The sequence below is a fragment of the Lysobacter sp. Root76 genome, from assembly GCF_001428685.1.
GTDB lineage: Bacteria > Pseudomonadota > Gammaproteobacteria > Xanthomonadales > Xanthomonadaceae > Lysobacter.
On record NZ_LMIK01000005.1, the window covers coordinates 718670 to 742150 of the forward strand.

At 66.7% G+C, this 23481-nt stretch carries 25 protein-coding genes; 11 read left to right on the top strand and 14 right to left on the bottom strand.

Features of this window, described 5'->3' with window-relative positions; all coding sequences use genetic code 11:
* Positions 1-59: 59 nt before the first annotated feature.
* Both ASE10_RS10520 and ASE10_RS10525 read left to right on the top strand, forming a co-directional pair.
* Positions 60-365, top strand: a complete 306-nt coding sequence (locus ASE10_RS10520) for a cupin domain-containing protein (RefSeq protein WP_055908417.1) — start codon at positions 60-62, stop codon at positions 363-365.
* A 64-nt stretch (positions 366-429) separates the two neighbouring features.
* Positions 430-810, top strand: a complete 381-nt coding sequence (locus ASE10_RS10525; protein ID WP_056098090.1) for a VOC family protein — start codon at positions 430-432, stop codon at positions 808-810.
* Positions 811-861: 51 nt separating this feature from the next.
* Here the strand turns inward: ASE10_RS10525 and ASE10_RS10530 are convergent, their stop codons facing one another.
* Positions 862-1215, bottom strand: coding sequence for a hypothetical protein (locus tag ASE10_RS10530; protein ID WP_055908423.1), 354 nt, complete (start codon positions 1213-1215; stop codon positions 862-864).
* Between the two features lie 103 nt (positions 1216-1318).
* Positions 1319-2653, bottom strand: coding sequence for a sorbosone dehydrogenase family protein (locus tag ASE10_RS10535; RefSeq protein ID WP_056304834.1), 1335 nt, complete (start codon positions 2651-2653; stop codon positions 1319-1321).
* A 625-nt stretch (positions 2654-3278) separates the two neighbouring features.
* On the opposite strand from ASE10_RS10535, the gene ASE10_RS10540 reads away from it, so the two are divergent.
* From ASE10_RS10540 to ASE10_RS21045, 6 genes are all read left to right on the top strand, one after another.
* Positions 3279-5606 carry a S8 family serine peptidase gene (locus ASE10_RS10540; RefSeq protein WP_055908430.1) on the top strand — a complete coding sequence of 776 codons (2328 nt, stop codon included), beginning with the start codon at positions 3279-3281 and terminating at the stop codon, positions 5604-5606.
* Between the two features lie 275 nt (positions 5607-5881).
* Entirely contained in the window at positions 5882-6835 is a 954-nt protein-coding gene (locus ASE10_RS10545; RefSeq protein WP_055908434.1) for a hypothetical protein, read from the top strand.
* Between the two features lie 61 nt (positions 6836-6896).
* On the top strand, positions 6897-7235 hold the full coding sequence (locus ASE10_RS10550; protein WP_055908437.1) for a hypothetical protein: 339 nt from the start codon (positions 6897-6899) through the stop codon (positions 7233-7235).
* 182 nt (positions 7236-7417) lie between these two features.
* Entirely contained in the window at positions 7418-8761 is a 1344-nt protein-coding gene (locus ASE10_RS10555; protein WP_055909351.1) for an RHS repeat-associated core domain-containing protein, read from the top strand.
* 25 nt (positions 8762-8786) lie between these two features.
* Positions 8787-9068, top strand: a complete 282-nt coding sequence (locus tag ASE10_RS20145; RefSeq protein ID WP_157480839.1) for a hypothetical protein — start codon at positions 8787-8789, stop codon at positions 9066-9068.
* Between the two features lie 511 nt (positions 9069-9579).
* A partial coding sequence (locus ASE10_RS21045; RefSeq protein ID WP_235567553.1) for an RHS repeat domain-containing protein occupies positions 9580-9834 on the top strand: 255 nt, incomplete at its 3' end.
* Between the two features lie 545 nt (positions 9835-10379).
* Here ASE10_RS21045 and ASE10_RS19635 read toward each other — a convergent pair.
* The 8 genes from ASE10_RS19635 to cyoA form a co-directional block, all read right to left on the bottom strand.
* Positions 10380-10865, bottom strand: a complete 486-nt coding sequence (locus tag ASE10_RS19635; RefSeq protein ID WP_343123446.1) for an OsmC family protein — start codon at positions 10863-10865, stop codon at positions 10380-10382.
* A gap of 217 nt (positions 10866-11082) precedes the next feature.
* Positions 11083-11619, bottom strand: a complete 537-nt coding sequence (locus ASE10_RS10570; RefSeq protein ID WP_056098471.1) for a response regulator transcription factor — start codon at positions 11617-11619, stop codon at positions 11083-11085.
* On the bottom strand, positions 11609-12895 hold the full coding sequence (locus ASE10_RS10575) for an ATP-binding protein (RefSeq protein WP_055909329.1): 1287 nt from the start codon (positions 12893-12895) through the stop codon (positions 11609-11611). The genes ASE10_RS10570 and ASE10_RS10575 overlap by 11 nt, the downstream gene beginning before the upstream one ends.
* A 34-nt stretch (positions 12896-12929) precedes the next feature.
* Positions 12930-13733 (bottom strand): SURF1 family protein, encoded by an 804-nt coding sequence (locus ASE10_RS10580; protein ID WP_235567554.1) that lies wholly within the window; start codon positions 13731-13733, stop codon positions 12930-12932.
* Complete coding sequence (gene cyoD, locus ASE10_RS10585; protein ID WP_055909322.1) at positions 13730-14122, bottom strand: cytochrome o ubiquinol oxidase subunit IV; 393 nt, start codon at positions 14120-14122, stop codon at positions 13730-13732. Before cyoD ends, ASE10_RS10580 begins: the two co-directional genes overlap by 4 nt.
* The gene (cyoC, locus tag ASE10_RS10590) at positions 14119-14748 is read right to left on the bottom strand and encodes a cytochrome o ubiquinol oxidase subunit III (RefSeq protein ID WP_055909320.1); all 630 of its coding nucleotides are present in this window, start codon (positions 14746-14748) and stop codon (positions 14119-14121) included. The genes cyoD and cyoC overlap by 4 nt, the downstream gene beginning before the upstream one ends.
* Positions 14741-16720 carry a cytochrome o ubiquinol oxidase subunit I gene (gene cyoB / locus ASE10_RS10595; RefSeq protein WP_200944133.1) on the bottom strand — a complete coding sequence of 660 codons (1980 nt, stop codon included), beginning with the start codon at positions 16718-16720 and terminating at the stop codon, positions 14741-14743. Before cyoB ends, cyoC begins: the two co-directional genes overlap by 8 nt.
* A 118-nt stretch (positions 16721-16838) precedes the next feature.
* On the bottom strand, positions 16839-17891 hold the full coding sequence (gene cyoA / locus ASE10_RS10600; RefSeq protein ID WP_055909315.1) for a ubiquinol oxidase subunit II: 1053 nt from the start codon (positions 17889-17891) through the stop codon (positions 16839-16841).
* A 153-nt stretch (positions 17892-18044) separates the two neighbouring features.
* Here cyoA and ASE10_RS10605 point away from each other — a divergent pair, with 153 nt between their 5' ends.
* A complete protein-coding gene (locus tag ASE10_RS10605) occupies positions 18045-19358 on the top strand; it encodes an MFS transporter (RefSeq protein ID WP_055909312.1) in 1314 nt (437 codons plus the stop codon).
* Between the two features lie 46 nt (positions 19359-19404).
* Here ASE10_RS10605 and ASE10_RS10610 read toward each other — a convergent pair whose 3' ends face one another.
* The 4 genes from ASE10_RS10610 to ASE10_RS10625 all read right to left on the bottom strand — a co-directional run bounded on the left by ASE10_RS10610 (position 19405) and on the right by ASE10_RS10625 (position 22009).
* On the bottom strand, positions 19405-19839 hold the full coding sequence (locus ASE10_RS10610) for a VOC family protein (RefSeq protein ID WP_055909307.1): 435 nt from the start codon (positions 19837-19839) through the stop codon (positions 19405-19407).
* Between the two features lie 218 nt (positions 19840-20057).
* A complete protein-coding gene (locus ASE10_RS10615; RefSeq protein ID WP_157480840.1) occupies positions 20058-20345 on the bottom strand; it encodes a hypothetical protein in 288 nt (95 codons plus the stop codon).
* Positions 20346-20432: 87 nt separating this feature from the next.
* Positions 20433-20963, bottom strand: coding sequence for a hypothetical protein (locus ASE10_RS10620; RefSeq protein WP_055909301.1), 531 nt, complete (start codon positions 20961-20963; stop codon positions 20433-20435).
* Positions 20964-20992: 29 nt separating this feature from the next.
* Entirely contained in the window at positions 20993-22009 is a 1017-nt protein-coding gene (locus ASE10_RS10625) for a hypothetical protein (RefSeq protein WP_056304840.1), read from the bottom strand.
* A 244-nt stretch (positions 22010-22253) separates the two neighbouring features.
* On the opposite strand from ASE10_RS10625, the gene lexA reads away from it, so the two are divergent.
* Both lexA and imuA read left to right on the top strand, forming a co-directional pair.
* Positions 22254-22853, top strand: a complete 600-nt coding sequence (lexA, locus tag ASE10_RS10630) for a transcriptional repressor LexA (RefSeq protein ID WP_056305263.1) — start codon at positions 22254-22256, stop codon at positions 22851-22853.
* Position 22854: 1 nt separating this feature from the next.
* Positions 22855-23481, top strand: a complete 627-nt coding sequence (gene imuA, locus ASE10_RS10635) for a translesion DNA synthesis-associated protein ImuA (protein ID WP_056304842.1) — start codon at positions 22855-22857, stop codon at positions 23479-23481.

Genomic DNA, 23481 nt, shown 5'->3' on the forward strand with positions numbered 1-23481 from the left:
TCGCCCAGCCGGCGCTGCTTTGCGATCGGGCTTAACTCATCGCGCCACGGAGACACCGCATGCAAACCGGAAACCTGTTCGCCGATGCGCAGCCGCCGGTTCAAGGCGAGCGCTTCGAAGCGCTGCTCAGCCACAAGAACCTCGTCATCGAGCGCATCGTCAGCTCCGCGGACATTACGCCGACGCAGTACGTGCAGACTCAGGACGAGTGGGTGGCGATGATCCAAGGGGAGGCGACGCTCGAAGTGGCCGGCGCGCTAGTCGAGCTGCGTACCGGCGATTACCTGTTCCTGCCCGCCGGCACGCCCCACACCGTGCGCCGCGTGTCGGAAGGCGCGCTTTGGCTGGCCGTCCACCTGCACTGATTCCTGGCGCTTACGCAGGCCACCTTGGCTTAGGCGCCATCCTCATGTCCGTCGGAGAGAAGCCATGCACCATTCCCGACTCTGCGCGTTGCTGATCGATTGCAACACTGCCGATATCGACCAGGCGGCCAAGTTCTGGGCCGAAGCCCTGGGCCGTCCCTTGGACCCGGACCATCCGGGCACGCGCGGCAATTACCGCATGCTGGAAACGCCGCAAGACGAGCCCATCGTGCAAATCCAGCGCGTCGACCACGAGAGCCGGGTGCACCTGGATATCGAAACCGACGACATCCCCGCCGAAGTCGCCCGCTTGGAAACCTTGGGCGCGCAGGTAGTCGAGCGCCTGGAGCGCTGGGTCGTCATGCAGGCGCCCACGGGGCAACGGTTCTGCGTCGTCCGTGTCCAGCGCCCGGGGTTTCCCAAGAACGCAACGCTCTGGCCATGATGGGGCGCGCGTGCCGGACGTAGTAGGCACTGGCCACCAGGCGAGACGCGACTACGCTTGACCGAACGCCGCCAAGAACAGCAACAGAAACGCAACCACCGCCGCGGAGGCGTGGGCCGCGACCAGCCACGCCGGCAACAGCCGTTGCCGCCATTTGTACGCCAGGCTCATCACCGCGCCGCCGGCGGCGGCCAGCAGGAACAACACCAGTGCCAGAGTCGCCATCGGCGGGACCGCCAAGGTGCAGATGGCATAGACCAGCAGCGTCAAACCCGACGCGGCCAGCAGCCCATGCAGCATCGCCAGCCAGGCCGGCGGGTTTTGTTTGGTGGTGAAACGGATGATCGCCATGAGCAGTCCGCCCAAAGCGGTGATCGCCAGCAGGATGGTCGCGGTCTGGAGCATGGTCGTGATCCTCTAGGGGGCAAACAACCGGGTGGTTGTCGATGAGATACCGGTGCGGAACCGTCGCTGGTGCAGCCGATCCGGCGACGCATTCCCGAAAACATCAACGCGCCGGCACCACCCGCCACACCACGTTGCCGACGTCGTCGGCCACCAGCACGGCACCGTGCTTGTCGACCACGACGCCGACCGGACGTCCGCGCGCCTGTCCCTGTTCGTCCAGAAAGCCGGTGAGCACGTCCTCGATCGGGCCGGCGGGCCGGCCGTTCGCGAACGGTACGAACGCCAGCTTGTAGCCGCTGGGCGGTTTGCGGTTCCACGAGCCGTGCAGGCCGATGAAGGCGCCGTTGGCGTAGCGCTCAGGCAGCAGCTTGCCGTCGTAGAACGCCAGGCCCAGCGCGGCGACGTGCGCGCCCAGCGCATAGTCGGGTGCGATCGCCTTGGCCACCAGCGCCGGGTCCTGCGGCTGCACGCGGGTATCGACATGCGCGCCGTAGTAACTGTACGGCCAGCCATAGAACGCCCCGTCGCGTACCGAGGTGAGGTAATCGGGCACGAGGTCGCTGCCCAGCTCGTCGCGCTCGTTCGCCACCGCCCACAGGGCGCCGCTCTGCGGTTGCCAGGCCAGGCCGACGGGATTGCGCAGGCCGCTGGCGTAGATGCGCCCCTGGCCGGTTTTGATGTCGATCTCGTGGATCGCGGCGCGGCCGGCTTCGATGTCCATGCCGTTCTCGCCGATGTTGCTGTTCGATCCGACGCCGACATACAGCTTGCTGCCGTCGCGGCTGGCGAGCAGGCTCTTGGTCCAATGGTGATTGCGCGGAGCGCCGGGCAGATCCGTCAGCTTCGCCGGCGTCGCGTCGATGCGCGTGTCGCCGCTGCGGTACGGCGCATGCACGATCGCGTCGGCATTGGCTACGTAGAACTCGTCGCCGACCAGGGCCATGCCGAACGGCGACATCAGGTTCTGCAGGAACACGCTGCGGGTCTCCGCCACCCCGTCGCCATCGGCATCGCGCAACAGGGTGATGCGGTTCGCGCTGGGCGCCGCGGCGCCGGCCTTGGCGAAGGCCGATTTCATGAACATGCCGCGGATCGGATTCGCCGGCGGGTCGGGCGTAGGCGGGCGGTTGGTTTCCGCGACCAGCACATCGCCGTTGGGCAGCACGTACAACCAGCGCGGGTGGTCCAGCCCGGACGCGAATGCGTTGACCGATAGCCCGGGCGCCGGCGTCGGCGTCGGCGTCGCGCCGGCGGACCAGCCGACGGCCTTCGCCACTTTGACGGTGGGAACGAGCGAGCGCGTCGGTTCGGGCAGCGTGGGGTTCGGCCCGGTGTCGGCTTTGGCCGCCAGACGGGCGGACCCGCCGCAGCCGGCGACGGCGAACAGCGACAGCGCGTACGCGGTCGCGCGTGCGAGGGCTAGTACGCGAAGCATGGCGGCCTCCTTCGAGGCAGCGAAGCCGAGACGGCCGCAGCCTCTGTGCGGAGTGTCCGACGGGCGCAATGAAGTCGGTGTGACCTCGTGTGTGCGAAGTGAAGGCTGCGTCGCAGCGACAGTTCACCCGATGCATGACGTTCATTGCGCTGCAACGACCATGCCGCAGGGTCTCCCGTGTGCATTCCGGCAGCGAGCGATCGAGGGTTTCGTCCGAAGCGAAGCGTTCATCGCGTCGATCGGTTGAAGGCCGCCTGCGCGCCTTAACGCACTAAATGGGGCGTCTCTCACGCCGAGCGTCGGTATCGCAGCGCTGGGCGCAACACCGCGATGACCTGTCGCCGCCGCTTCCCGCGTTGATTGGATTACACAGGGACAGTGCATCAGCCATGGAGGCTTGCGCCGAGTAACCGCGCCAATCGTAGTGCCATCGTCGCTCCGCCGACGATGTCGTCCGCAGTACGCATCGGGTCGACAGACCAATACCCCCGCTGTGCATTCAAGACCGGCCCCTTGCCCGGAAGGGCGGGCCGCGTCGTCCCTATCCGAATCGTCGGGTAGCGACGATCGACGCCTGTCGCCAGGCGAATCGCAACATCATGGAGAAAGGATCATGGAAAGAGCAATGGACAAGCCCATCGGACGCGTACGGATAACGCCGCAACGACGAGGCAATAAAGTCATCACCTGGGTCGCCTGCGGTCTGTTCGCCGCGATGCTGCCGCTGGGCGCGATGGCCCAGACGCAACTGGCGCCGCTGATCAACGAGAACGCGCCCAAGCGCATACCGGGCCAGTACATCGTGGTCTTCAAACAAGGAGTGGCCAAGGCCACCGTGCAGTCGTCGCAGGAACGCGTACGCCTGCTCGGCGGCAAGATCGGCTATACCTACAGCGCCGCGCTGCGCGGCTTCAGCGCGACCCTGCCGGACAACGCCGTGCGCAGCCTGCGCGAGCGGCCCGACGTCGCCTACATCGAAGTCGACCAGGTGGGCGATCTCAACGTCGTCCAGAACAATCCGCCGGCCGGCCTGGACCGCACCAGCGAACGCCTGCTGCCGCTGGACCTGCGCTACACCTACAGCGAAACCGGCAACAACGTGCATGTGTACGTGATCGACACCGGCATCCGCCCGACCCACAACGAAATGGTCGGCCGCGTCTCCGGCGGCACCAACACCATGAACCTCGCCGCCGGCACCGGCGACTGCCACGGTCACGGCACCCACGTCGCCGGCACCATCGGCGGCACCACCTTCGGCATCGCCAAACAAGCGCTGCTGCATCCGGTGCGCGCCGGCGACTGCGCCAACACCTACCTGGCGCCGGTCATCGCGGCGGTGGATTGGGTGACGGCCAACCGCGTGCTGCCCGCGGTCGCCAACCTCAGCTCCGGCTTCTCGCCCAGCCCGACCCTGGACACCGCGATCGCCAACTCGGTCGCCTCCGGCGTCACCTACGCCGTCGCCGCCGGCAACAACAACGGCGACGCCTGCAACATCTCGCCGGCGCGCGCACCCGCGGCCATCACGGTGGGTGCTATCAACCCGACCAGCGACACCCGCGCCAGCTTCTCCAACTGGGGCACCTGCGTCGACCTGTTCGCACCGGGCGTGAACACCTTGTCGGCGGGCATCGCCAACGACGCCGCGACCATGGTCATGTCGGGTACCTCGATGGCGTCGCCGCACGTGGCCGGCGTGGCCGCGCGCTACCTGCAGATCCACCCGGCAGCGACGCCGGCGGCGGTCTGGGCCGCGATCCACAACGCCGACAACACCGCCGCCACGCCGCTGTGGCCCGGCGTCATCAACCCCGGCGCCGGTTCGCCGAACGAGCAACTGCACTACGGCTCGCTCAACGACGGCTTCAACGACGGCGACCCACACATCACCACCGTCAACGGCCTGCACTACGACTTCCAGCCCGGCGGTGAGTTCGTCGCCCTGCTCGGCAACATGGGCATGGAAGTCCAGACCCGCCAGACCGTCGTCCCCAGCGCGCCGTGGGTCAGCGTCAACACCGCCATCGCCGCGCGCGTGGGCAGCTACCGCGTCACCTGGGTGCCCAACCTCAGCGGCGTGCCGGACCCCACCGGCCTGCAGCTGCGCGTCAACGGCGCGCTGGTCAGTCCCGGCCCGGGCGGCATCGCCCTCGGCGTCGGCGGCCGCGTCAGCAAGTACGGCAGCGACGGCCTCCAGATCGACTTCCCCGACGGCACCACGCTGATCGCTACCTCCAACTGGTGGTCCAACCAGAGCCAGTGGTACATCAACGTGCGTGCGTACCACACGCCCGCCACCGAAGGCATCATGGGCGTGCTGACGGCCAACGAATGGAACCGCCCGGGCTTCGTCGATTCGTGGCGCGTCACCGACAAGACCTCGCTGTTCGACTACGCCAAGGAAGACTCGACCGGCAACTACCGCAAGGATCCCTTCCCGGAAGACAAGATCCCGCCGATGAAGCCCGAAAACGTCGAGCTGGCGCGCCGCGTCTGCGAACCGCTGCAAGACCGCCAGATCCGCGGCGATTGCGAGTTCGACGTCGGCACCACCGGCGATGAGATCTTCGCCAAGAGCGCCCAGGTCAGTCAGGACGTGCAACTGGGCGGCACCAAGACCTCGCTGGGCGCCAACAGCAAGGGCGACAGCCTGATCCTGACCGCCACCGTCGCGCGTCTGGCCCGCGGCCAGGAAGTGCCCACCGGCGGCGTGCGCCTGCTGATCGACGGCAAGGACATCGCCGAAGGCGTCAGGCTGGACAAGGCCGGTCGCGCCAGCTGGTCCGTGTCGCCCGACGCCATCGCCGGCCAGCGCGTGGTCGCCGAGTACGTGCCCGCCAAGGACAGCCCGTTCCTGGCCAGCACCAGCGGCGCCCTGGAATACGGCCGCGACGCCAAGCGCGCCAGCAACCCGCTGGCCGACCCGGCGTATCGCCGCCTGTCGAAGTAAACCGATGAAACAGCCCGGCTGCAGCCGCACCGGGTGAGGTAACTCCGCAATCACGGGGACGCCCGGGCATCGCCGACCCAATCGGTGGTGCCCGGGCATTTGCGTTTAGGCGGCCGATATTCCCGGAGGACGACACCCCGCCCACCTCCTGACCCCACCCCGAAACCGGGCGTATGATGGCCCGGCCCGCTGCGAACGGACCCGGGGGCAAGCGGAGTCCGCCGGTAGGCGCAGTACGCATGAAACGCCGATCCACCCTTCAGGGAGGAAGTGGAATGTTCAAGCGATTCGTGGAGTTCTTCCGTAACGACCCGCCGCCGGCCCAACCGCCCGCGCCCGGCGCCCCGCAACAGCCGCAACAGGCGCAGCCCCATCAGGCCGCCGTGCCGCCGGTGCAGGCCGCGCCGCCACCCGCGCCGCCACCCGCCGCTGCCGCGTTGCCGTTCGATCACGCCGACCCGCGCTTCGCGCTGGATGCCGCCGGTCAGCAAAAATTGAAAGCCCTCAGCGAGAACGAACGCCAGGACCTGGTGGCCGCGCTCAAGCAACCGCAGGACTACATCAACGCGAGCGGCATGACCCTGCAGCAGCTGATGGACCTGCCGGACAAAGACCGGCCGGGCCTGCTGCAGGCCAGCCAGCGCTTCGGCACGCTCCAGCAGGACGACCGCGCCGCCATCCTGCAGTCGCTCAACGACCCGCACAGCTTCACCAGCCTGGCCGGCATGGACGTGTGCGACATCATGCGGATGCCCGACAAAGAGCGGCCCATGCTGGTGAAGCAAAGCAACGACTTCTCCGCCAAGACCCACGACAAATGGGGCGCCGGGCAACGCACCGACCAAGAGGCCCAAGCGCTCGGCGATCAGCTATTCAGCAAGAACATGCTGCACATGTACGGCACCATAGGCTTCAGCAACCAAGTCCCCTTGAACGAAACCGCGCGTTATCAATACGCCTTCGTCAACGCGTTGCAGCAGGGATTCCAAGTGCCGGACCTGCCGCCGGACCTCGATCTGTCGAAGGTGGGCAGGCGCGAAGCCGAACCCCTGCGCGTGGCCCTGCGCGAGAGCCCCGTCAAACAGTTCGTGCAGACCGCGCAAACCTTCGGCACCAACCTGGGCGTGGAGCAGACCATGGTCGGCCGCGGCGTGGATACCACCGAGCAGCAAAGAACCCAAGCGCCGGAGCAGCAGAAGCCCATAGCGGCCCCCAGCCACGCCAAATAGCGCGGCGCGTGACCGCCCGTTTCGTTTCGTCCAGTTCAGGCGTCAGCCAAAGGAGCGATCGATGCGACGTCTTACCCTCGGTGCGGCACTGCTCGCGTGCTCCGCCATCGCCCACGCCTACGACTGGCCGCTCACCATCCCCAGCGATACCCAGGCCCAGCACTACATCCTGGAAATCGGCGGCACCTGGCCCGGCCGCACCGCCATCACCCGGCGCACCAGCCCCAGCGGCACGCACTACGCCAAGCGTTTCTACGACTGCCTCAATCACACCGTGAAGTTCTTGGGCGCCGGCGCCACGTTGGACGCCATGGCGCAGTCGAAACCCGACGAGGACATGGCGCCGGTGGCGCCGGGGTCGGTGGCGGATTATGTGGAGAGGGAGGCGTGTAAGCGTTAACGGCCAACTCACGTCAGCTGAGTTCAGATCCTTTCGAGTCGGAATGAAGCCACTTCACGGTTTGGCATATTTTTGGCGAGGGAGCGCAACTGTTCGGCCTGCCCTCCAGGCACTAGCATTTCATCGGGCGCATTTCGGTATTGCTAGATGGGCATGCTCGGACTTACGGCAACGGCCGCACCTTGTCGCGCAGCTACAACCTGGACTACCGTGCCCAGACGATCCAGGACAACGCCAGCGGCGGCCTGTCGCTGCACTACGGCTATGACGCCGCCGGCCAGCTGACCGAGTTGAAGGACGGACTGCAGAGCGCTTTCCTGGCCCGTTACGACTACGACAACCTGGGCCGCCTGACCATCCTGCGCGACGGCCCCAGCGCGGTGCCGATCGAGACCTACGCCTACGACGCCACCGGCAACCGCACCAGCCTGCTGCACGGCGGCGTAACTACCAGTTACACCTACCCGTCCAGCAGCCATCAGCTCAGCGCTATGGGGGGTGCCGCGCGCGGCTACAGTGTTGCGGGCAATACCACGGGCATGAATGGCAAGACCTTCGTCTACGGCCGTCTCAACCGTCTAACCCAGATCGACGTCGGCGGGCTAACTCAGGCGGTTTATCAGTACAACGGCTTCGGCGAGCGCGTGCGCGCTACTCAAGTGTTCACCGGCGGAACGGACACCCAAACGATCTACGACGAATCCGGCCAATGGCTGGGCGACTACGACCACAACGGCGCCGTCCTGCAGCAAGCGATCTGGCTCGACGACCTTCCCGTCGGTCTGCTGGCCGGCGCCGGCGCCAACCAGAAACTGCACTACATCGAGCCCGACCACCTGGGCACCCCGCGTGCTGTCATCGATCGCAGCCGCGACGTCGCCATCTGGACCTGGGCGCTACAGGGCGAAGCGTTCGGCAACAGTCCCCCGAATCAGGATCCGGATTTGGACAGCACGAACTTCGTGTTCGATATGCGCTTCCCGGGCCAGCGCTACGACGCGGCGACGGGGCTGAACTACAACTACTTCCGGGATTACGATGCGGGGAGTGGACGGTATGTGCAGTCGGATCCGATTGGGCTAGAGGCTGGGACAGACACGTTTGGATATGTCGGCGGCAGGCCGGTTTCACACACCGACAAATATGGACTCGACGACATATATAGCACCCTCGACATCGATTTGACGGCGGGCCTTGGTGTCGAGATCAATTTTGGTCAAGTTCTGGACACCGATTCATTGCTTGATTCTGGTGTCTACTTCTCCATAGGTGAATCCTATGGGGGTAACGTCGGCATCGGTGCTGGCTTGGGTTATGTTTGTCGAGATATCGAAGGAAAAGGAGTGGGCTTGGATATTAATGCAGGCAAGATCTCTCCCGCCCTCAGTTTCGATGATCAAGGGTTGAATGGTGCAAGTTTCACGGTTGGGCCTGGCGCGGGACTTTCTGCTTCAAAGACAACCACCTGGACCTTGTCCCCCAATGCAATAATCCGTTATATAAGGGCGCGAGCTGGGGCGCGTTGATAGGCGTATATATGGAGGGAGCATAGTGAGCTTTTCAATATTGGATCAGGTTGGAGTTGCGATCTCCAGTCTCAATGGTCTGCAATGGCTATTCGTTATTCTTTTTGTGACGACAGCCGTTGTAGGTGGCAATGCTGTTTTTTATCTCAATGCGAAGCGGCGAGGCTTGTCAGGACGAACAGGGTTAAGTCCTTTCAATTTTCCTGTTTCAACGCTGAGTGGATGGGAATGGTTGTCCTTAGTCCTTGTAATGGTGGTTTCTTTGGTTTTCGCTGTGCTTGCGGTGATCAGCGGTTCTCAGATCTGACATAACGAGCAAAGTGGGGCGACGATCGAGACGGGACACCCGCAGTTCCGCAGTGCCTGACATCCAGATCAGATTTTTCTGGCTGTATCGAGGCGATAGGGCGTGGCTACTGGTCGCAGAGCTCAGGCCTGGTCCAACAAGTCATTCGGGCCGAGCCCGCTTGGGATTAGGAGCGCATCTGGGACATTGATGCGTTGCGGGAGCCCGAATCCTGCGCAAAATCAGCCTTGCTGCGCCCATTTTTTTTCGGGGGCACCATACATCTGCCTCAGGACGGCTCAGAAAGGGTCGGAAGCCAATCAAGGCTTTCGGCCTTTTTTTGTTTCATGCTGTCCCGCTGTTCCGGGAATCTCAGCGGATAGGGTGACGCTAAATGAGCGCTAAATGAGGACACCCACATTTCGGCCCTGCGGTCGGCTGGACCTACGGCAACGGCCGCAGCCTGTCGCGCCAGCACGATCTCGACTATCGACCTGCCACCATCCAGGACAACGCCAGCGGCGGCCTGTCGTTGCATTACGGCTATGACGCCGCCGGCCAGCTGACCGAGTTGAAGGACGGCCTGCAGAGCGCGTTTCTGTCGCGCTACGACTACGACAACCTCGGCCGCCTGACCATCCTGCGCGACAGCAGCGGCATCCCGATCGAGACCTACACCTACGACGCCACCGGCAACCGCACCAGCCTGCTGCACGGCGGCATCACCACCGCGTTCACCTATCCCGGCAGCAGCCATCGCCTGAGTTCGGCCGGCGGCATCGCACGGNGCAGGGCTACACCTACGACGCCACCGGCAACCGCACCAGCCTGCTGCACGGCGGCATCACCACCGCGTTCACCTATCCCGGCAGCAGCCATCGCCTGAGTTCGGCCGGCGGCATCGCACGGACCTACGACGGCGTCGGCAACACCACCGCCATTGGCGGTTCGGCGAAGCAGTTCAATTACGCCGAAGACGACCGCATGAGCAGCGTCCAGCAGGGCGGCGCCATCGTGCGCAGCTATACCTACAACGCCCTGGGCGAGCGCGTGGTATCGACCATCCCGGGCACGACCGGCAACCCCGACGGCAGCGGCGGCACGCCGGACGTTCACACCTACACCGTCTACGACGAATCCGGCCGCTGGCTGGGCGACTACGACCACAACGGCGCCGTCCTGCAGCAAGCGATCTGGCTCGACGACCTTCCCGTCGGCCTGCTCGCCGGCGCCGGCGCCAACCAGAAACTGCACTACATCGAGCCCGACCACCTGGGCAGCCTCCGTGCCGTCATCGACCGCACCCGCGACGTCGCCATCTGGACCTGGGCGCTACAGGGCGAGGCGTTCGGCAACAGTCCCGTCTATAAGGCGGCCGCATATGCCGGTTCTGGCGAGGCAGCCAACGCGCTGGCGACGTTCTACATGAAGGCGGATAAGTCTGGGCAATTGGGCGATCTGCAGCAGGCGCTCGCGTTGTTCGTCCGACAGTTCGCCTTGCAGGGTGATCCTGCGTTCGATGTCGGTGCCCGCGGCCGGCTTGCCGTCGGGGTTGAAGCGCAGGGCGACCTCGACTCCGGCTAGCGGCCACTGCTTGCGCGTGGCGTACATGCGCACGGTGATGGCGGTGCAGGCGCCCAGGCTGGACAGCAGCAGGCGCTCGGGCGTGGGCGCGGTGTCGCCGCCGCCCAGGTCGGCCGGCTCATCGGCCTGCCAGCGGTGGCCGCCGTCGTCGAGGAAGGTCACCGCGTAGGGCGTGGACTGGGAGCTGGCGTGGACGGTCGCGACGGTCATGGCGTTCCTGAAGGCTTGCGGCATCGATACCGCCGACACAGACCTTAGGGCCGTGCTGTGGCCGGCACCAGCCGCTCCGGCCGCACGTTCAATCCCAGGAGTCGAACGATGAGGCCGCAGGCGTGCCGTACAGCGTGATCGCCTGAGCCGCCGCTCGTCCAGCTCGCGCGCCAAGAGGCGTCGATACAGGTCGAACCGCGCGTCGTTCGGGTTCTTGTCCGGGCTGGCCGCTACGCCGCGCCTACTTGATGCGCCGCTTCTCCAGCTTGCGCGCCAGGGTGCGCCGATGCAGTCCGAGCCGGCGTGCAGCCTCGGAGATGTTGAAGTCGCTTTCGGCGAGGACCTCGTGGATGTGTTCCCACTCCAGGGTCTTGATCGAGGTCGTGCGGCCGGTGAGCTCGACCTCGGCATCGCCGGTGGCGCGTTGGAACGCGGCCTCGATGTCGTCGGTGTTGGAAGGCTTGGCCAGGTAGTGGCGCGCGCCCAGCTTGATCGCCTCGACCGCGGTGGCGATGCTGGCGTAGCCGGTCAGCACCACGATCAGCATGTCGGGATCGAACGCATGCAGGTGCTTGACGCAGGACAGGCCGGAGGCGTTGGCGGCCAGCTTGAGATCGACCACGGCGTGGGTGGGCGGGAATTCCTCCAGCAGGCCCGGCAGGCCCGCCTCGCCGGGCAGGTGGCGCACCAGATAACCGCGCCGTTCGAACGAGCGCACCAGGGTGCGGGCGAAGGTGGTGTCGTCTTCGACGATCAGCAGCCTGCGTTCATTCGTCATCGCCGTGCTCCTCGAGGGCAATGGCCGACAGCGGGAGCGTCACGGTGACCACCGCGCCGCCCTGCGGCTGGTTGCGTGCCGTGAGCCTGCCGCCCAGGGTACGGGCGACATTGACCGAAAGGAACAGGCCCAGGCCGCCGCCGGGACGACCCTTGCTGCTGTTGTAGGGCGTGCCCAGGCGTTCGAGGACGTCGGCGGAGAAGCCCGGGCCTGCGTCGCTGACCTGGATGACGAGTTCGCCGTCGCGGCAATCCGCGTCCAGCGCCACCCAGGCGGGCGAGGCCTCCAGCGCGTTGTCGAGCACGTTGAACACCATCTGCCGCAGGCCCTCGTCGGAGACGATGCTGGGGTCGTCCTCGCAGCGCCGTTGGTATTCGAACGCGGCCGGCGTGCGCGCCGCGCGCCATTCGTCGGCGAGGTCGTCGAGCAGTTCATGCAGGGTGGTTTCGACCGGCGACTCGCCGCGGGTTTCGCCGGCGGACAGCAGGATGTTGGTGACGATGGACTTGCAGCGCGCGACCTGCGCCAGCATTTCGGCCACGTCGTGGTGCAGTTCGGTTTCCGAGGCGATGCTGGGCAGGTGCTGCCAGTCGCCGAGGATGACCGACAGCGTCGACAGCGGCGTTCCGAGTTCGTGCGCGGCGCCGGATGCGAGCAGGCCCATGCGCACGATGTGCTCTTCCTCGGCGGCGCGCTGTCGCAGTTCTGCCAGGCGCGCGTCGCGCTCGCGCAGGATGCGGCCGATGCGGGTGATGAATACCACCAGCAGCGCCGCCACCAGCAGGAAGCAGATCAGCAGGCCCTGCACGTAGTGGTCGGCCAGGCCGTTGCCGGGATCGGCCGCGATGTGCAGCGGCGTCGGCAACACCGCCAGAGCGGTGAAGCACACTCCGGCCGCGGCGGCGAGGATCCAGTTGGCCGGGGAGCGCAGCAGGACGGTGCCCAGCGCCACCTGCAACAGATAGAGAAAGACGAAGGGGTTGGTGATGCCGCCGCTGAGATAGAGCTGGATGCTCAGCGAGATCACGTCGACCAGCAGACCGACCAGCAGGGCGAGGTTGGAAACGTGCGCACGCCGCTTCCACCACTGCTGGCTGCCGAGATTGAACGCGACCAGCGCCGCCAGCACCGCGCACATCGTGCCCAGCGGCAGGGCGATGCCGATGCCGTAGTGGACGACGAAGATGGTGACGACCTGGCCGACCACCGCGATCCAGCGCAACTGGATCAACTGCTGCATGTTGCGCAGGCCGGTGCGGTCCTGGGCGCCGTTCACGCCGAGGCTGCGAAGCGCGGTGTCCGCGGCGGCCTCAAGGACTCTGGATCGGGCTTGCATGATCGGGGGAGCCTCCTCGCTGCGCACGATCTTGCCGCAAACGACGCTCCGAAGCGAACAGAAGGTAGCCCGCGACCAGGCTCAGCGCGGCCAGGCCGAACCAGGTCAGCGCATAGGACAGGTGGTGGTCGCGGAACTTCACCACGGTCAGGCCGCCGCGCGGCCAAGCGGGGTCGGCCGGGCCGCGCACGGCATCGACGAAGTAGGGCGCGACCGCGTCGCCGGGCAGCTTGCGCGCGCGCGCGATCGCGGCGACGTCGCGCGAGTACCAGCGCTCGTGGGCCGGATCGTTGCTGCGCAGGAAGCCGCCCTTGGGTTCGCTCATGCGCAGCAGGCCCTCGACCTGCACCTGGCCGGCGGGCGGCACTGAGGCTTGCTCCTGCGCGGGCACGAAGCCGCGGTTCACCAGCACGTAGTCGCCTTCGTCGGTGCGCAGCGGGACCAGCACCCAGGCGCCCGCGCCCAGCTCGGTGACGGCCTGGCTACGCGTTTCCAGCGCGGGCAGGAAGCGCCCGGACAGGCGCACCCGGCGGTAGCCGTCGCGTTCTTCGGTGACCGCGGCCCACTGTTCGCGCGCGGGTGGAGCGGCGGGCGGGGCCGTGAGGCGCGCTTCGACGCGCGCGATCAGATCGTGCTTCCAGGCCATGCGCTGGACCTGCCACCCGCCCAGCGCCAGGAAGCCCGCGCAAGCCACGAGCAGCGAGGAAGCGAACACGGCCAGCAGCAGCGGACGACGGCCGCTTGCCTGCTCGACCGCTGCGTGCCGCCGATCGCTCACGGCGCGTTCTTGATCATTTCCTGCATGTCGTGCAGGCCCGGCATCATGTTCGAGTTCATGTGGTGCATCACCCACAGCGAACCCGACAGCACGATCACCACCAACACCACGGTGAAGATCAGCGCCAGCACGTTCCAGCCGCCTTCCGAGCGGGTGTTCATGTGCAGGAAGTAGACCATGTGCACCACCACCTGCACGGCGGCGAACGCCAGCAGCACGACGGCGACCAGGCCCGGGCTCGGAATCACCTTGCCCATCATCAGGCCGAACGGGATCGCGGTCAGCACCACCGACAGCACGAAGCCGGTGAGATAGTCGCGCGCCGAAACGTGCGGGATGCCGTCTTCGAGCTGGTCGTCGTGGCGATCGTGCGTCTCGTGCTGGCTCATGGCAGCACTCCCATCAGGTAAACGAAGGTGAAGACGCCGATCCAGACGACGTCGAGGAAATGCCAGAACATCGACAGGCAGGCGATGCGGCGGCTGTTGGCGCGGGTCAGGCCGTGGCGCTGCACCTGCACGCACAGCACCGTCAGCCAGATCACGCCGAATAGCACGTGCAGACCGTGGGTGCCGACCAGGGCGAAGAACGACGACAGGAAGGCGCTGCGCTGCGGGCCGGCGCCCAGGTGGATCAGGTGGGCGAACTCGTAGATTTCGACGGACAGGAAGCCCAGGCCGAGCAGGCCGGTCAGCACCAGCCAGCGGATCATGCCGGTCTTGTTGCGCTTCTGCATCGCGATCATCGCGAAGCCATACGTGATCGACGACAGCAGCAGGATCGCGGTGTTGAGCGCGACCAGCGGCAGCTCGAACAGATCGGCGCCGGAAGGGCCGGCGGCGTAGCTGCGCCCCAGCACGCCGTAGGTGGCGAACAGGCAGGCGAAGATCATCAGGTCGCTGAGCAGGTACAGCCAGAAGCCGAACAGCGTTCCGTTCTGAGGATGGTGGTGCCCGGTCGTGTCGAGGAACACGGGCGAACCATCCTCGCGGGTCAGGGCGATGGACTCAGACATGGGAAGCCTTCAGCTGGGCGCTGCGCGCCTGTTCGGTCGCGGCGACCGTTTCGGCGGGGATGTGGTAGTCGCGGTCGTAATCGAAGCTGTTGTAGATCGCGTAGGCCACGATCCCCAGCAGCGATGCGGCGGCCAGCCACCACACGTGCCAGATCAGGGCGAAACCGCAGGCGGTGCTCAGGGCTGCCAGCACCACGCCCGCGGGCGTGTTCCTGGGCATGTGCACGGCGAGGAAGCCGGAGGTCGGGCGCTGGAAGCCGCGCTGCTTCATGTCCCACCAGGCGTCGTTGTCGTGCACCACCGGGGTGAACGCGAAGTTGTACTCCGGCGGCGGCGAGGAGGTCGACCACTCCAGGGTGCGGGCGTTCCAGGGGTCGCCGGTGAGGTCGCGCAGCTGCTCGCGCTTGCGGAAGCTGACGTAGATGCAGATCAGGAACGCGGCGATGCCGATGGCGACCAGGACCGCGCCGAACGCGGCGATCTGGAACCAGATCTGCAGCGAGGGGTCGTCGAAGTGGCTCATGCGGCGGGTCACGCCCATCAGGCCCAGCACGTACAGCGGAGTGAACGCGAACCAGTAGCCGGCCAGCCAGAACCAGAACGAGACCTTGCCCCAGAAGTCGTCGAGCTTGAAACCGAAAGCCTTGGGGAACCAGTGGGTCATCGCCGCGAACAGGCCGAACACCACGCCGCCGATGATCACGTTGTGGAAGTGCGCGACCAGGAACAGGCTGTTGTGCAGCACGAAATCCGCCGGCGGCACCGCGAGCAGCACGCCGGTCATGCCGCCGACCACGAAGGTCACCATGAAGCCCATGGTCCACAGCATCGGCACTTCGAAGCGGATGCGGCCGCGGTACATGGTGAACAGCCAGTTGAAGATCTTCGCGCCCGTCGGGATCGAGATGATCATCGTGGTGATGCCGAAGAACGAGTTGACGCTGGCGCCGGAGCCCATGGTGAAGAAGTGGTGCAGCCACACCAGGTACGAGAGCACGGTGATGCAGACGGTCGCGTAGACCATCGAGGAGTAGCCGAACAGACGTTTGCCGGAATAAGTGGACACGATCTCCGAGAACACGCCGAACAACGGCAGGATCAGGATGTAGACCTCCGGGTGGCCCCAGATCCAGATCAGGTTCACGAACATCATGGCGTTGCCGCCGAGGTCGCTGGTGAAGAAGTTGGTGCCGGCGTAGCGGTCCAGGCCGAGCAGCGCGAGCACGGCGGTCAGCACCGGGAACGACACCACGATCAGCACGTTGGTGCACAGCGAGGTCCAGGTGAACACCGGCATCTTCATCAGACCCATGCCGGGTGCGCGCATCTTGATGATGGTCACCAGCAGGTTCACGCCCGACAGAAGGGTGCCGACACCGGCTATCTGCAGCGCCCATATGTAGTAGTCGACGCCGACCCCTGGACTGAAGGCGACCCCGGACAGCGGCGGGTAGGCCAGCCAGCCGGTGGCGGCGAACTCGCCGAAGAACAGCGACATCATCACCAGCACGGCGCCGCTGACGGTCATCCAGAAGCTGAAGTTATTCAGGAACGGGAAAGCGACGTCGCGCGCGCCGATCTGCAGCGGCACCAGGTAGTTCATCAGGCCCGTGACCAGGGGCATGGCCACGAAGAAGATCATGATCACGCCGTGCGCGGTGAAGATCTGGTCGTAGTGGTGAGGGGGTAGGTAGCCGAGGTTGTCGCCGAAAGCCATCGCCTGCTGCAGGCGCATCATCAATGCATCGGCGAAGCCGCGCAGCAGCATCACCAGGCCCAGCACCATGTACATGATGCCGATCTTCTTGTGATCGATGCTGGTGAACCACTCCTTCCACAAGTAGCCCCACAGCCGGTACTTGGTGATCGCCGCGAACAGGGCCAGGCCGATCAGAACCGTGCCGATGAAGGTCGCGGCGACGATCGGCTCGTGCAGCATGGGCACGGCGTCCCAGGTCATGCGTCCGAAGATCGGAGAGGTCGGTATGGTGCCGCTTTCGAGGGACATCGGAAAACTTCCAGTAACGATACGGGGCGTCGTGCAGCTCGTAGAGCGGGCTCGTCGGGGCAGGCTCGTCGGAGCGGGCGCCTCAGGGCGCCTTCATGCCGGCCGCCAGGGGCGACAGGGGCGGCTGGTCGACGGTGCACACGTCCGCGGAGACGTACGCGCCCAGGCGCGGGTCGCCGCGGCGCGGCATCGCCAGCGCGTTCAGGCCTTCCAGGCCGAGGCCGCCGCCTGCGTCCAGCGCCATCATCTGATCCATGCACAGGCGCTCGGCATCGACGCAGCGGTTGAGGATGGCGCTGTAGAGCGTGCTGTCGACGTTGGTGTAGTGCCGCACCGGCTCGCGTTCGCTCGGCTTCTCCAGCTCGAGGTAGGCCGAACGCGTCAGCGACTGCTTGCTGCCGCGCAGCCCGGCGATCCATGTGTCGTAGTCGGCGTTGGACATGCCGTGGAACTTGAAGCGCATGTGCGAGAAGCCCGCGCCGCTGTAGTTGGCGGAGAAGCCTTCGTACTCGCCCGGCGCGTTGATCACGGCGTTGAGCTGGGTTTCCATGCCCGGCATGCCGTAGATCATTCCGGCCAGGTGCGGCACGTAGAAGGTGTTCATCACCGAGGACGCGGTGATGTGGAAGCGGACCGGCCGATCGACCGGGACCGCGACTTCGTTGACCGAGGCCACGCCTTCCTTCGGATAGAGGAACAGCCACTTCCAGTCCAGCGCCACCACCTGGATATCCAGCGGTTCGAGCTGCGCGGGTACCGGGCGTCCCGCCGCAATACGGTCGAGCGGACGATAGGGGTCGAGCAGGTGGGTGCTGATCCAGGTGATCGCGCCCAGCGCGATGATGATCAACAGGGGTACGCCCCAGATCACCAGCTCCAGCTGGGTGGAATGGTCCCAGTCCGGCGTGTAGGTGGCGCTGCGGTTGGAGGCGCGGTATTTCCAGGCGAACCAGAAGGTCAGCGCGATCACCGGCACGATCACGATCAGCATCAGCACCGTCGCCGCGATGATCAGCTGGCCCTGGCGGGCCGCGATGTCCCCGGCGGGGTTGAACACCACCAGGTTGCAGCCGGAAAGCAGGCTGGCGGCGGCCAGCAGCGCTGCGGCTTGCAGGAGTCTGCGTGCGATGGGCATGAGGGGGTTGGGGCGGAGTCTTATTTGATGCGCATCAATGTAGTCCGCGCGCCCATTCACGAGTATTGGACGTTTTGTCCTATCGCTTCGGGCCTCCGCCTCTGTCAGCCTAGGCTCGAACTATCCCTGCCTGAAGTCGACGCGCACCCCCAGATGGCTACCGTTCCCGGCCCCACCGCTTCCTCGCACGACCACGGCGCCAAGGCGCATGCCGATGTCGCTCCCGGCGAAATCGCCGTCGGCGTAGTGGTGGGGCGCGCGTCCGAATACTTCGACTTCTTCGTCTACGGCATCGCCTCGGCGCTGGTGTTTCCGTCGGTGTTCTTCCCGTTCCTGGATCGGCTGCAGGGCACGCTGTGGTCCTTCGCGATCTTCGCGCTGGCATTCCTGGCGCGTCCGCTGGGCACGATGCTGTTCATGTCGATCCAGACGCGCTGGAGCCGTGGCGTCAAATTGACCGTGGCCCTGTTTCTGCTCGGCACCGCCACGGCGGGCATCGCTTTCCTGCCGGGTTACGGCACCCTGGGTGGGTTGTCGATCGCGTTGCTGGCGTTCTTCCGCGTGCTGCAGGGCATCGCCTTGGGCGGGTCGTGGGACGGCCTGCCGTCGCTGCTGGCGCTCAACACGCCGAAGGAACGCCGCGGCTGGTACGCGATGCTCGGACAATTGGGCGCGCCGGTCGGCTTCATCGTCGCCTCGGGCGTGTTCGCGTTCCTGTACGCGAACCTGGGCGAGCAGGATCTGCTGAGCTGGGGCTGGCGTTACCCGTTCTTCGTCGCGTTCGCGATCAACGTGGTGGCGCTGTTCGCGCGGCTGCGCCTGGTCGTGGCCGAGGAATACCAGGACAAGATGGGCGAGCTGGAACTGGAGCCCACGCCGATCCGCGAGCTGTTCAGCGCCAAGGGCCAGCACGTGGTGGTCGGCGCGTTCGCCGCGCTCGCCAGCTATGCGCTGTTCCACATCGTGACGATCTTTCCCCTGTCGTGGATCAAGCTGTATTCGGATCAGTCCATCGTCGGCTTCCTGATGGTGCAGATCCTGGGCGGCTTCATCGCCGCCGGCGGCATCGTCGTGTCCGGCCTGATCGCCGACCGCGTCGGTCGCGCCCGCACTCTGGGCGGCCTGGCCATCGTGATCGCGATGTTCAGCGGTTTCGCCCCCACCTTGATGGGCGCGGGTTCGATGGGCCAGGACGCCTTCATCCTGATCGGCTTCGCCCTGCTCGGCCTGTCCTACGGCCAGGCGGCGGGCGCGGTTACGGCCAACTTCGGCCGGCGCTACCGCTACACCGGCGCCGCGCTGACTTCCGATCTGGCCTGGCTGATCGGCGCCGCGTTCGCGCCGCTGGTCGCCCTGGGCCTGTGCTCGCAGTTCGGCCTGGCCTGGCTGGGCGCCTATCTGCTGTCGGGCGCGATCGGCACGCTCGCCGCGCTGGGCATCAACCGGACGTTCAATTACAAGAGCTGAGCGCGGCCGGCTCCCGGCCGGCCGCGACGCGCACGTCTCGTTCTGCCTAGGCCTTGAAGTCGACCGTCACCGAAGCGGCGCTGCGCTCGCCTTCGCCGTGATGGACCGCCTCGATATTGTTGCCGTCCGGATCGATCACGAACGCGGCGTAGTAGCCCGGATGGTAAGGACGCTCGCCGGGCGCGCCGTTGTCCCGACCGCCGTTGGCGAGCGCTTGCTTGTGGAAGGCGTCCACGGTCGCGCGGTCCTTGGCCTGGAAGGCCAGATGGTGGCGTCCCGTCAGCTCGCCCTGCGCCGCCTCGCTGTCGGCGGTGGAGACGAACAGTTCATCGGCCCAGAAGAAATCGTCGCCGGTGCCGCCGATGGGCACGTCGAGCACCTTGAATACGGCCTCGTAAAAGCCCTGGCTGGCCTTGAGGTCCTTCACCACCAGTTGGATGTGATCGATCAGGCGACCACGGTGAATGCGCTGGGTTTCCATGCTGCGCTCCGAAGTGAGGAGCGCCGAACCTAGCATCGGGGTCGGCAACGAATTGTGTATGGGCCCGCGGGGCAGTCCGAACCGTTGTCAGAACGCTACACGACACATCTGGGATGACGCAGTGCGGCGCGATGGCTGGGACTGCGAAGTCGCAGGCAGTACAAGACGATCCGTGGATACCCGCTCGTACTCCCGAGTTTCGCGGTCGACCGCGGCGCTCAGATCTCCTCGGGCGTGGCCTCGCGCGCGCAGCAATAGATGGTGACGCCGGTATCCATGCCCTTGCGGTAGACGAGGTTGCCGTAGCGCAGGTGCGATTCGTTTTTGCAGGTGTAGGTGAACTTGGCCAGGATCTGTTCGCTGTCGGCGGCCAGCGGATGCGTCTCGTTGAGCTTGTCCAGTTGGCAGCCGGGGTACAGCCTGACGACGTCGGCGGCGACGGTGCCCTCGCCCAGGGAGCAGCCGCTCAACAGGCAGACCGCAAGCAGCAGTAGCATTCGGGCCACGGGTATCGCTCCATGTGTATGCGGTCTGACGGCGGTGCGCCAGGGTGGAGGTGTCCACCCTGGCTACCGTAAACGATGACGCGGCGATCAGCTGGCTTTGTTCGCGCCGCAGTCCTTGTTGAGCGTGTTGACCAGTTGGGCGCTGGCATCGCCCAGAACGTCGGCCAAGGCCTGGTAGGCCTCTTTCTCCGAGCCGTTCCAGTTCATGGTCGCGGCCTGGGCGCGGATCACGAACGGGGCGCCGTCGCCGACCCGCACGCTGTACACGGCCACCGGGACCTTGGTGACCTGGTTCTGGGCCAGGTACAGCTGCTTGATCTGCACGGCCACGCGGCGGGCGTCGCTGTCGGCCGCCGCGTCCGCGCTGGTCATGCCGACTTTCTGCAGCTGGTTGCGGACCAGGGTGGGGGCGTCGTCCAGCAGCAACTGGTGATTGCCCAGGCCGCCGGCGCGATTGCCGGCGGCGCGGGCGTCGACGACGTCCATCAGCTGGTAGACGCAGCTCAGGCGCGGCAGTTTCTTCGACGGCGCGGTGGCCGGCAGGCGGTCCGAACGCACCACGACCTGATGCACTTTCTGGCTGCACGCGCTCAGGGCGAGCGTCGCCGCAACCGCCATTGCCATTGCCAGCGGGAGTAACGCGCGGCTCATCGGCTGCCTGCGCCTGCGCCTGCATCGGCACCGGCCGCGGAGGGCGCGGCGTCGTTGGCGGCCGGTGCTGCGGGCATGGCCACGGGGGCAACGGCCGGTGCGGCCTCGACGACGGGCTGCGGGGCCGGCGCGGCGGCGGTCATCTTGCCGGCGTTGAGGGTGGTGTAGCCGTTGACGCTCTGCATCCAGCTGTTGCCGCTGCGCACCCAGACCTGGTCGGGCGTGGCGCGCAGCGAACGGCCGCGGTAGATGTTGCCGGCGAACGGGATCTTGTCGTTCTTCACCTTGGTCGCCGATTCGGCGCGGCCGGCGGCGGAGAAGTCGTAGGCCAGCATGTCGGTGACCTGGGCGATGCCGTTGTCGATCAGCGCGCTCACGCCGGCCGGGCCCATCGCCAGCCAGCGACGGTCGATGGCGCCGTCTTCACTGGGGTAGTCGGTGACGTTGTATTGGAAGGTGTAGGGGCGGCTGAAACGCACGGTTTCCTTGACCTTGCCATTGCTCTTGCGCTCGCGATGCATGTAGCTGGCCTGCAGGCGCACGGTCAGGCCGCCCAGGTTAGTGCTCATCGAGTAGCGCGGGGTCAGCACCAGCACGTCCTGCGGCAGCTTGGCGCTGTCCTTGGCGCTGGCGGCATCCCACGGCGTGGCCATCACCGCCACCTGCGGATTGGGCGAGAAGCCTTCGCCGGCCAGCCTGGCGCGCAGCGCCTGTTCCATGCGCTCGTTGAAGCGATAGTCCAGCAGCAGGTTGCGCAGGTCGGCGACGCGCTTTTCGGCGGTCTTGGTTTGCGAGTTCTGCACGGCGCTGCCGATCAGCGCACCGATCAGGCCGAACTGGGCGCCCATCGCCGAGGCGGTGTTGGGCACGTCGATGGCGACTTCCTGCTGGCTCAGCACCAGTTCGACCGGCAGGTCCTGGGCGATCGGCATGGGCAGCGGCACCGGCTTGGCGGCCAGAGCATTGAACGAAAGGCAAAGCGCGGCGAGCGACGCCACGAGACGTACGAGCATGTGGTTCCCCTGTGTGATTGCACCCCTGCGCCGCCTCCCCGGCGACGGCCGCGCTGGGCGGCGGCGCGAGTGTTTCATGGGCCTAGGGCGGCCGTAAACCGCCCCTGGGGACCCTTGCGGCAGGGCGAGGGCGAGGCGCGGCGGGGCGTCCGGATGGGTGCTCAGGCGCTTGCGCCCGACGGGCGGCGTACCGGGTCTCGCCTCCTGCGACCAATGGGTGTACAAATGTACACCTATGGATCCTATCGACTCCCTGCCGCCGCAACGCGCCGCCGTGCTGGCCTTTTTGCGCCGGGAGCTGGCGTCCGGACGCGCGCCCAGCCTGGCCGAGATCGCCGCCGCCTTCGGGTTCGCCTCGCGCAATGCCGCTCAGAAGCACGTGCAGGCGCTGGTCGCCGACGGCCTGCTGGCTCTGGCTCCGGGCCAGAAACGCGGGTTGCGCCTGCCGGGCGGCGGCGCCGACGTGCTGCCCCTGGCGGTGCTGGGCCGGGTCGCGGCGGGCGCGCCGATCGGTGCGGACATCGGCCTGGACCAACAGCTGTGGCTGGACCGCCGCCTGTTCTCGCCAGCGCCGGATTACCTGCTGAAGGTGCAGGGCGACTCGATGATCGACGACGGCATCCTGGATGGCGACCTGGTCGGCGTGCACCGCAGCAGCGACGCGCGCGACGGACAGACGGTGGTCGCCCGCATCGACGGCGAGTTGACCATTAAGCGCCTGCAGCGCACGCGCCGGCAGATCCGCCTGCTGCCGCGCAATCCCGCGCATGCGCCGATCGTGGTGGAAGCGGGGCAGGACTTCGCCATCGAAGGCGTCTACTGCGGCCTGGTGCGGCTGGGCTGAGATGGGCGCCGTGGTCGCCATCGAAACCCTGCTGGCTGCGCAGACGCTGTGGCATGCCGGGCGCAGCGCGAGCATCGCCGCCGAGGGCGAGCCCTCCGGCCATGCAGCCTTGGATGCGCTGTTGCCGCAACGCGGCTGGCCGCGCCGCGCACTGACCGAACTGCTGCTGCCGGCCGACGGCGTGGGCGAGTTGTCCTTGCTGATGCCCACCCTGGTGCGCATGACCCAGGCCGGCGGCACGGTGGCGCTGATCGCGCCGCCCTATCTGCCGTATGCGCCGGCCTGGCAGGCGGCTGGGGTGGAATTGGCGGCGCTGCACATCGTCGACGCCTCGCCGCGCGATGCCCTCTGGGCGTTCGAACAATGCCTGCGCAGCGGCGCCTGTGCGGCGGTGATCGGTTGGCCCTTGCATGCCGATGCGCCGGCCTTGCGCCGCTTGCAGGTAGCCGCCGACAGCGGCGATTGCCTGGGCTTCGCCCTGCGCGACCGCAAGCACGCGGCCAACCCGTCGCCTGCCGCCTTGCGGGTGGAGTACGCGCGCGATGCGCAGGGCAGGGACGCCTGGCATGTGCGCAAATGCCGCGGCGGTCCCGCGCCCGCGCAGACCTACGCACCGGGCACGGCGTGA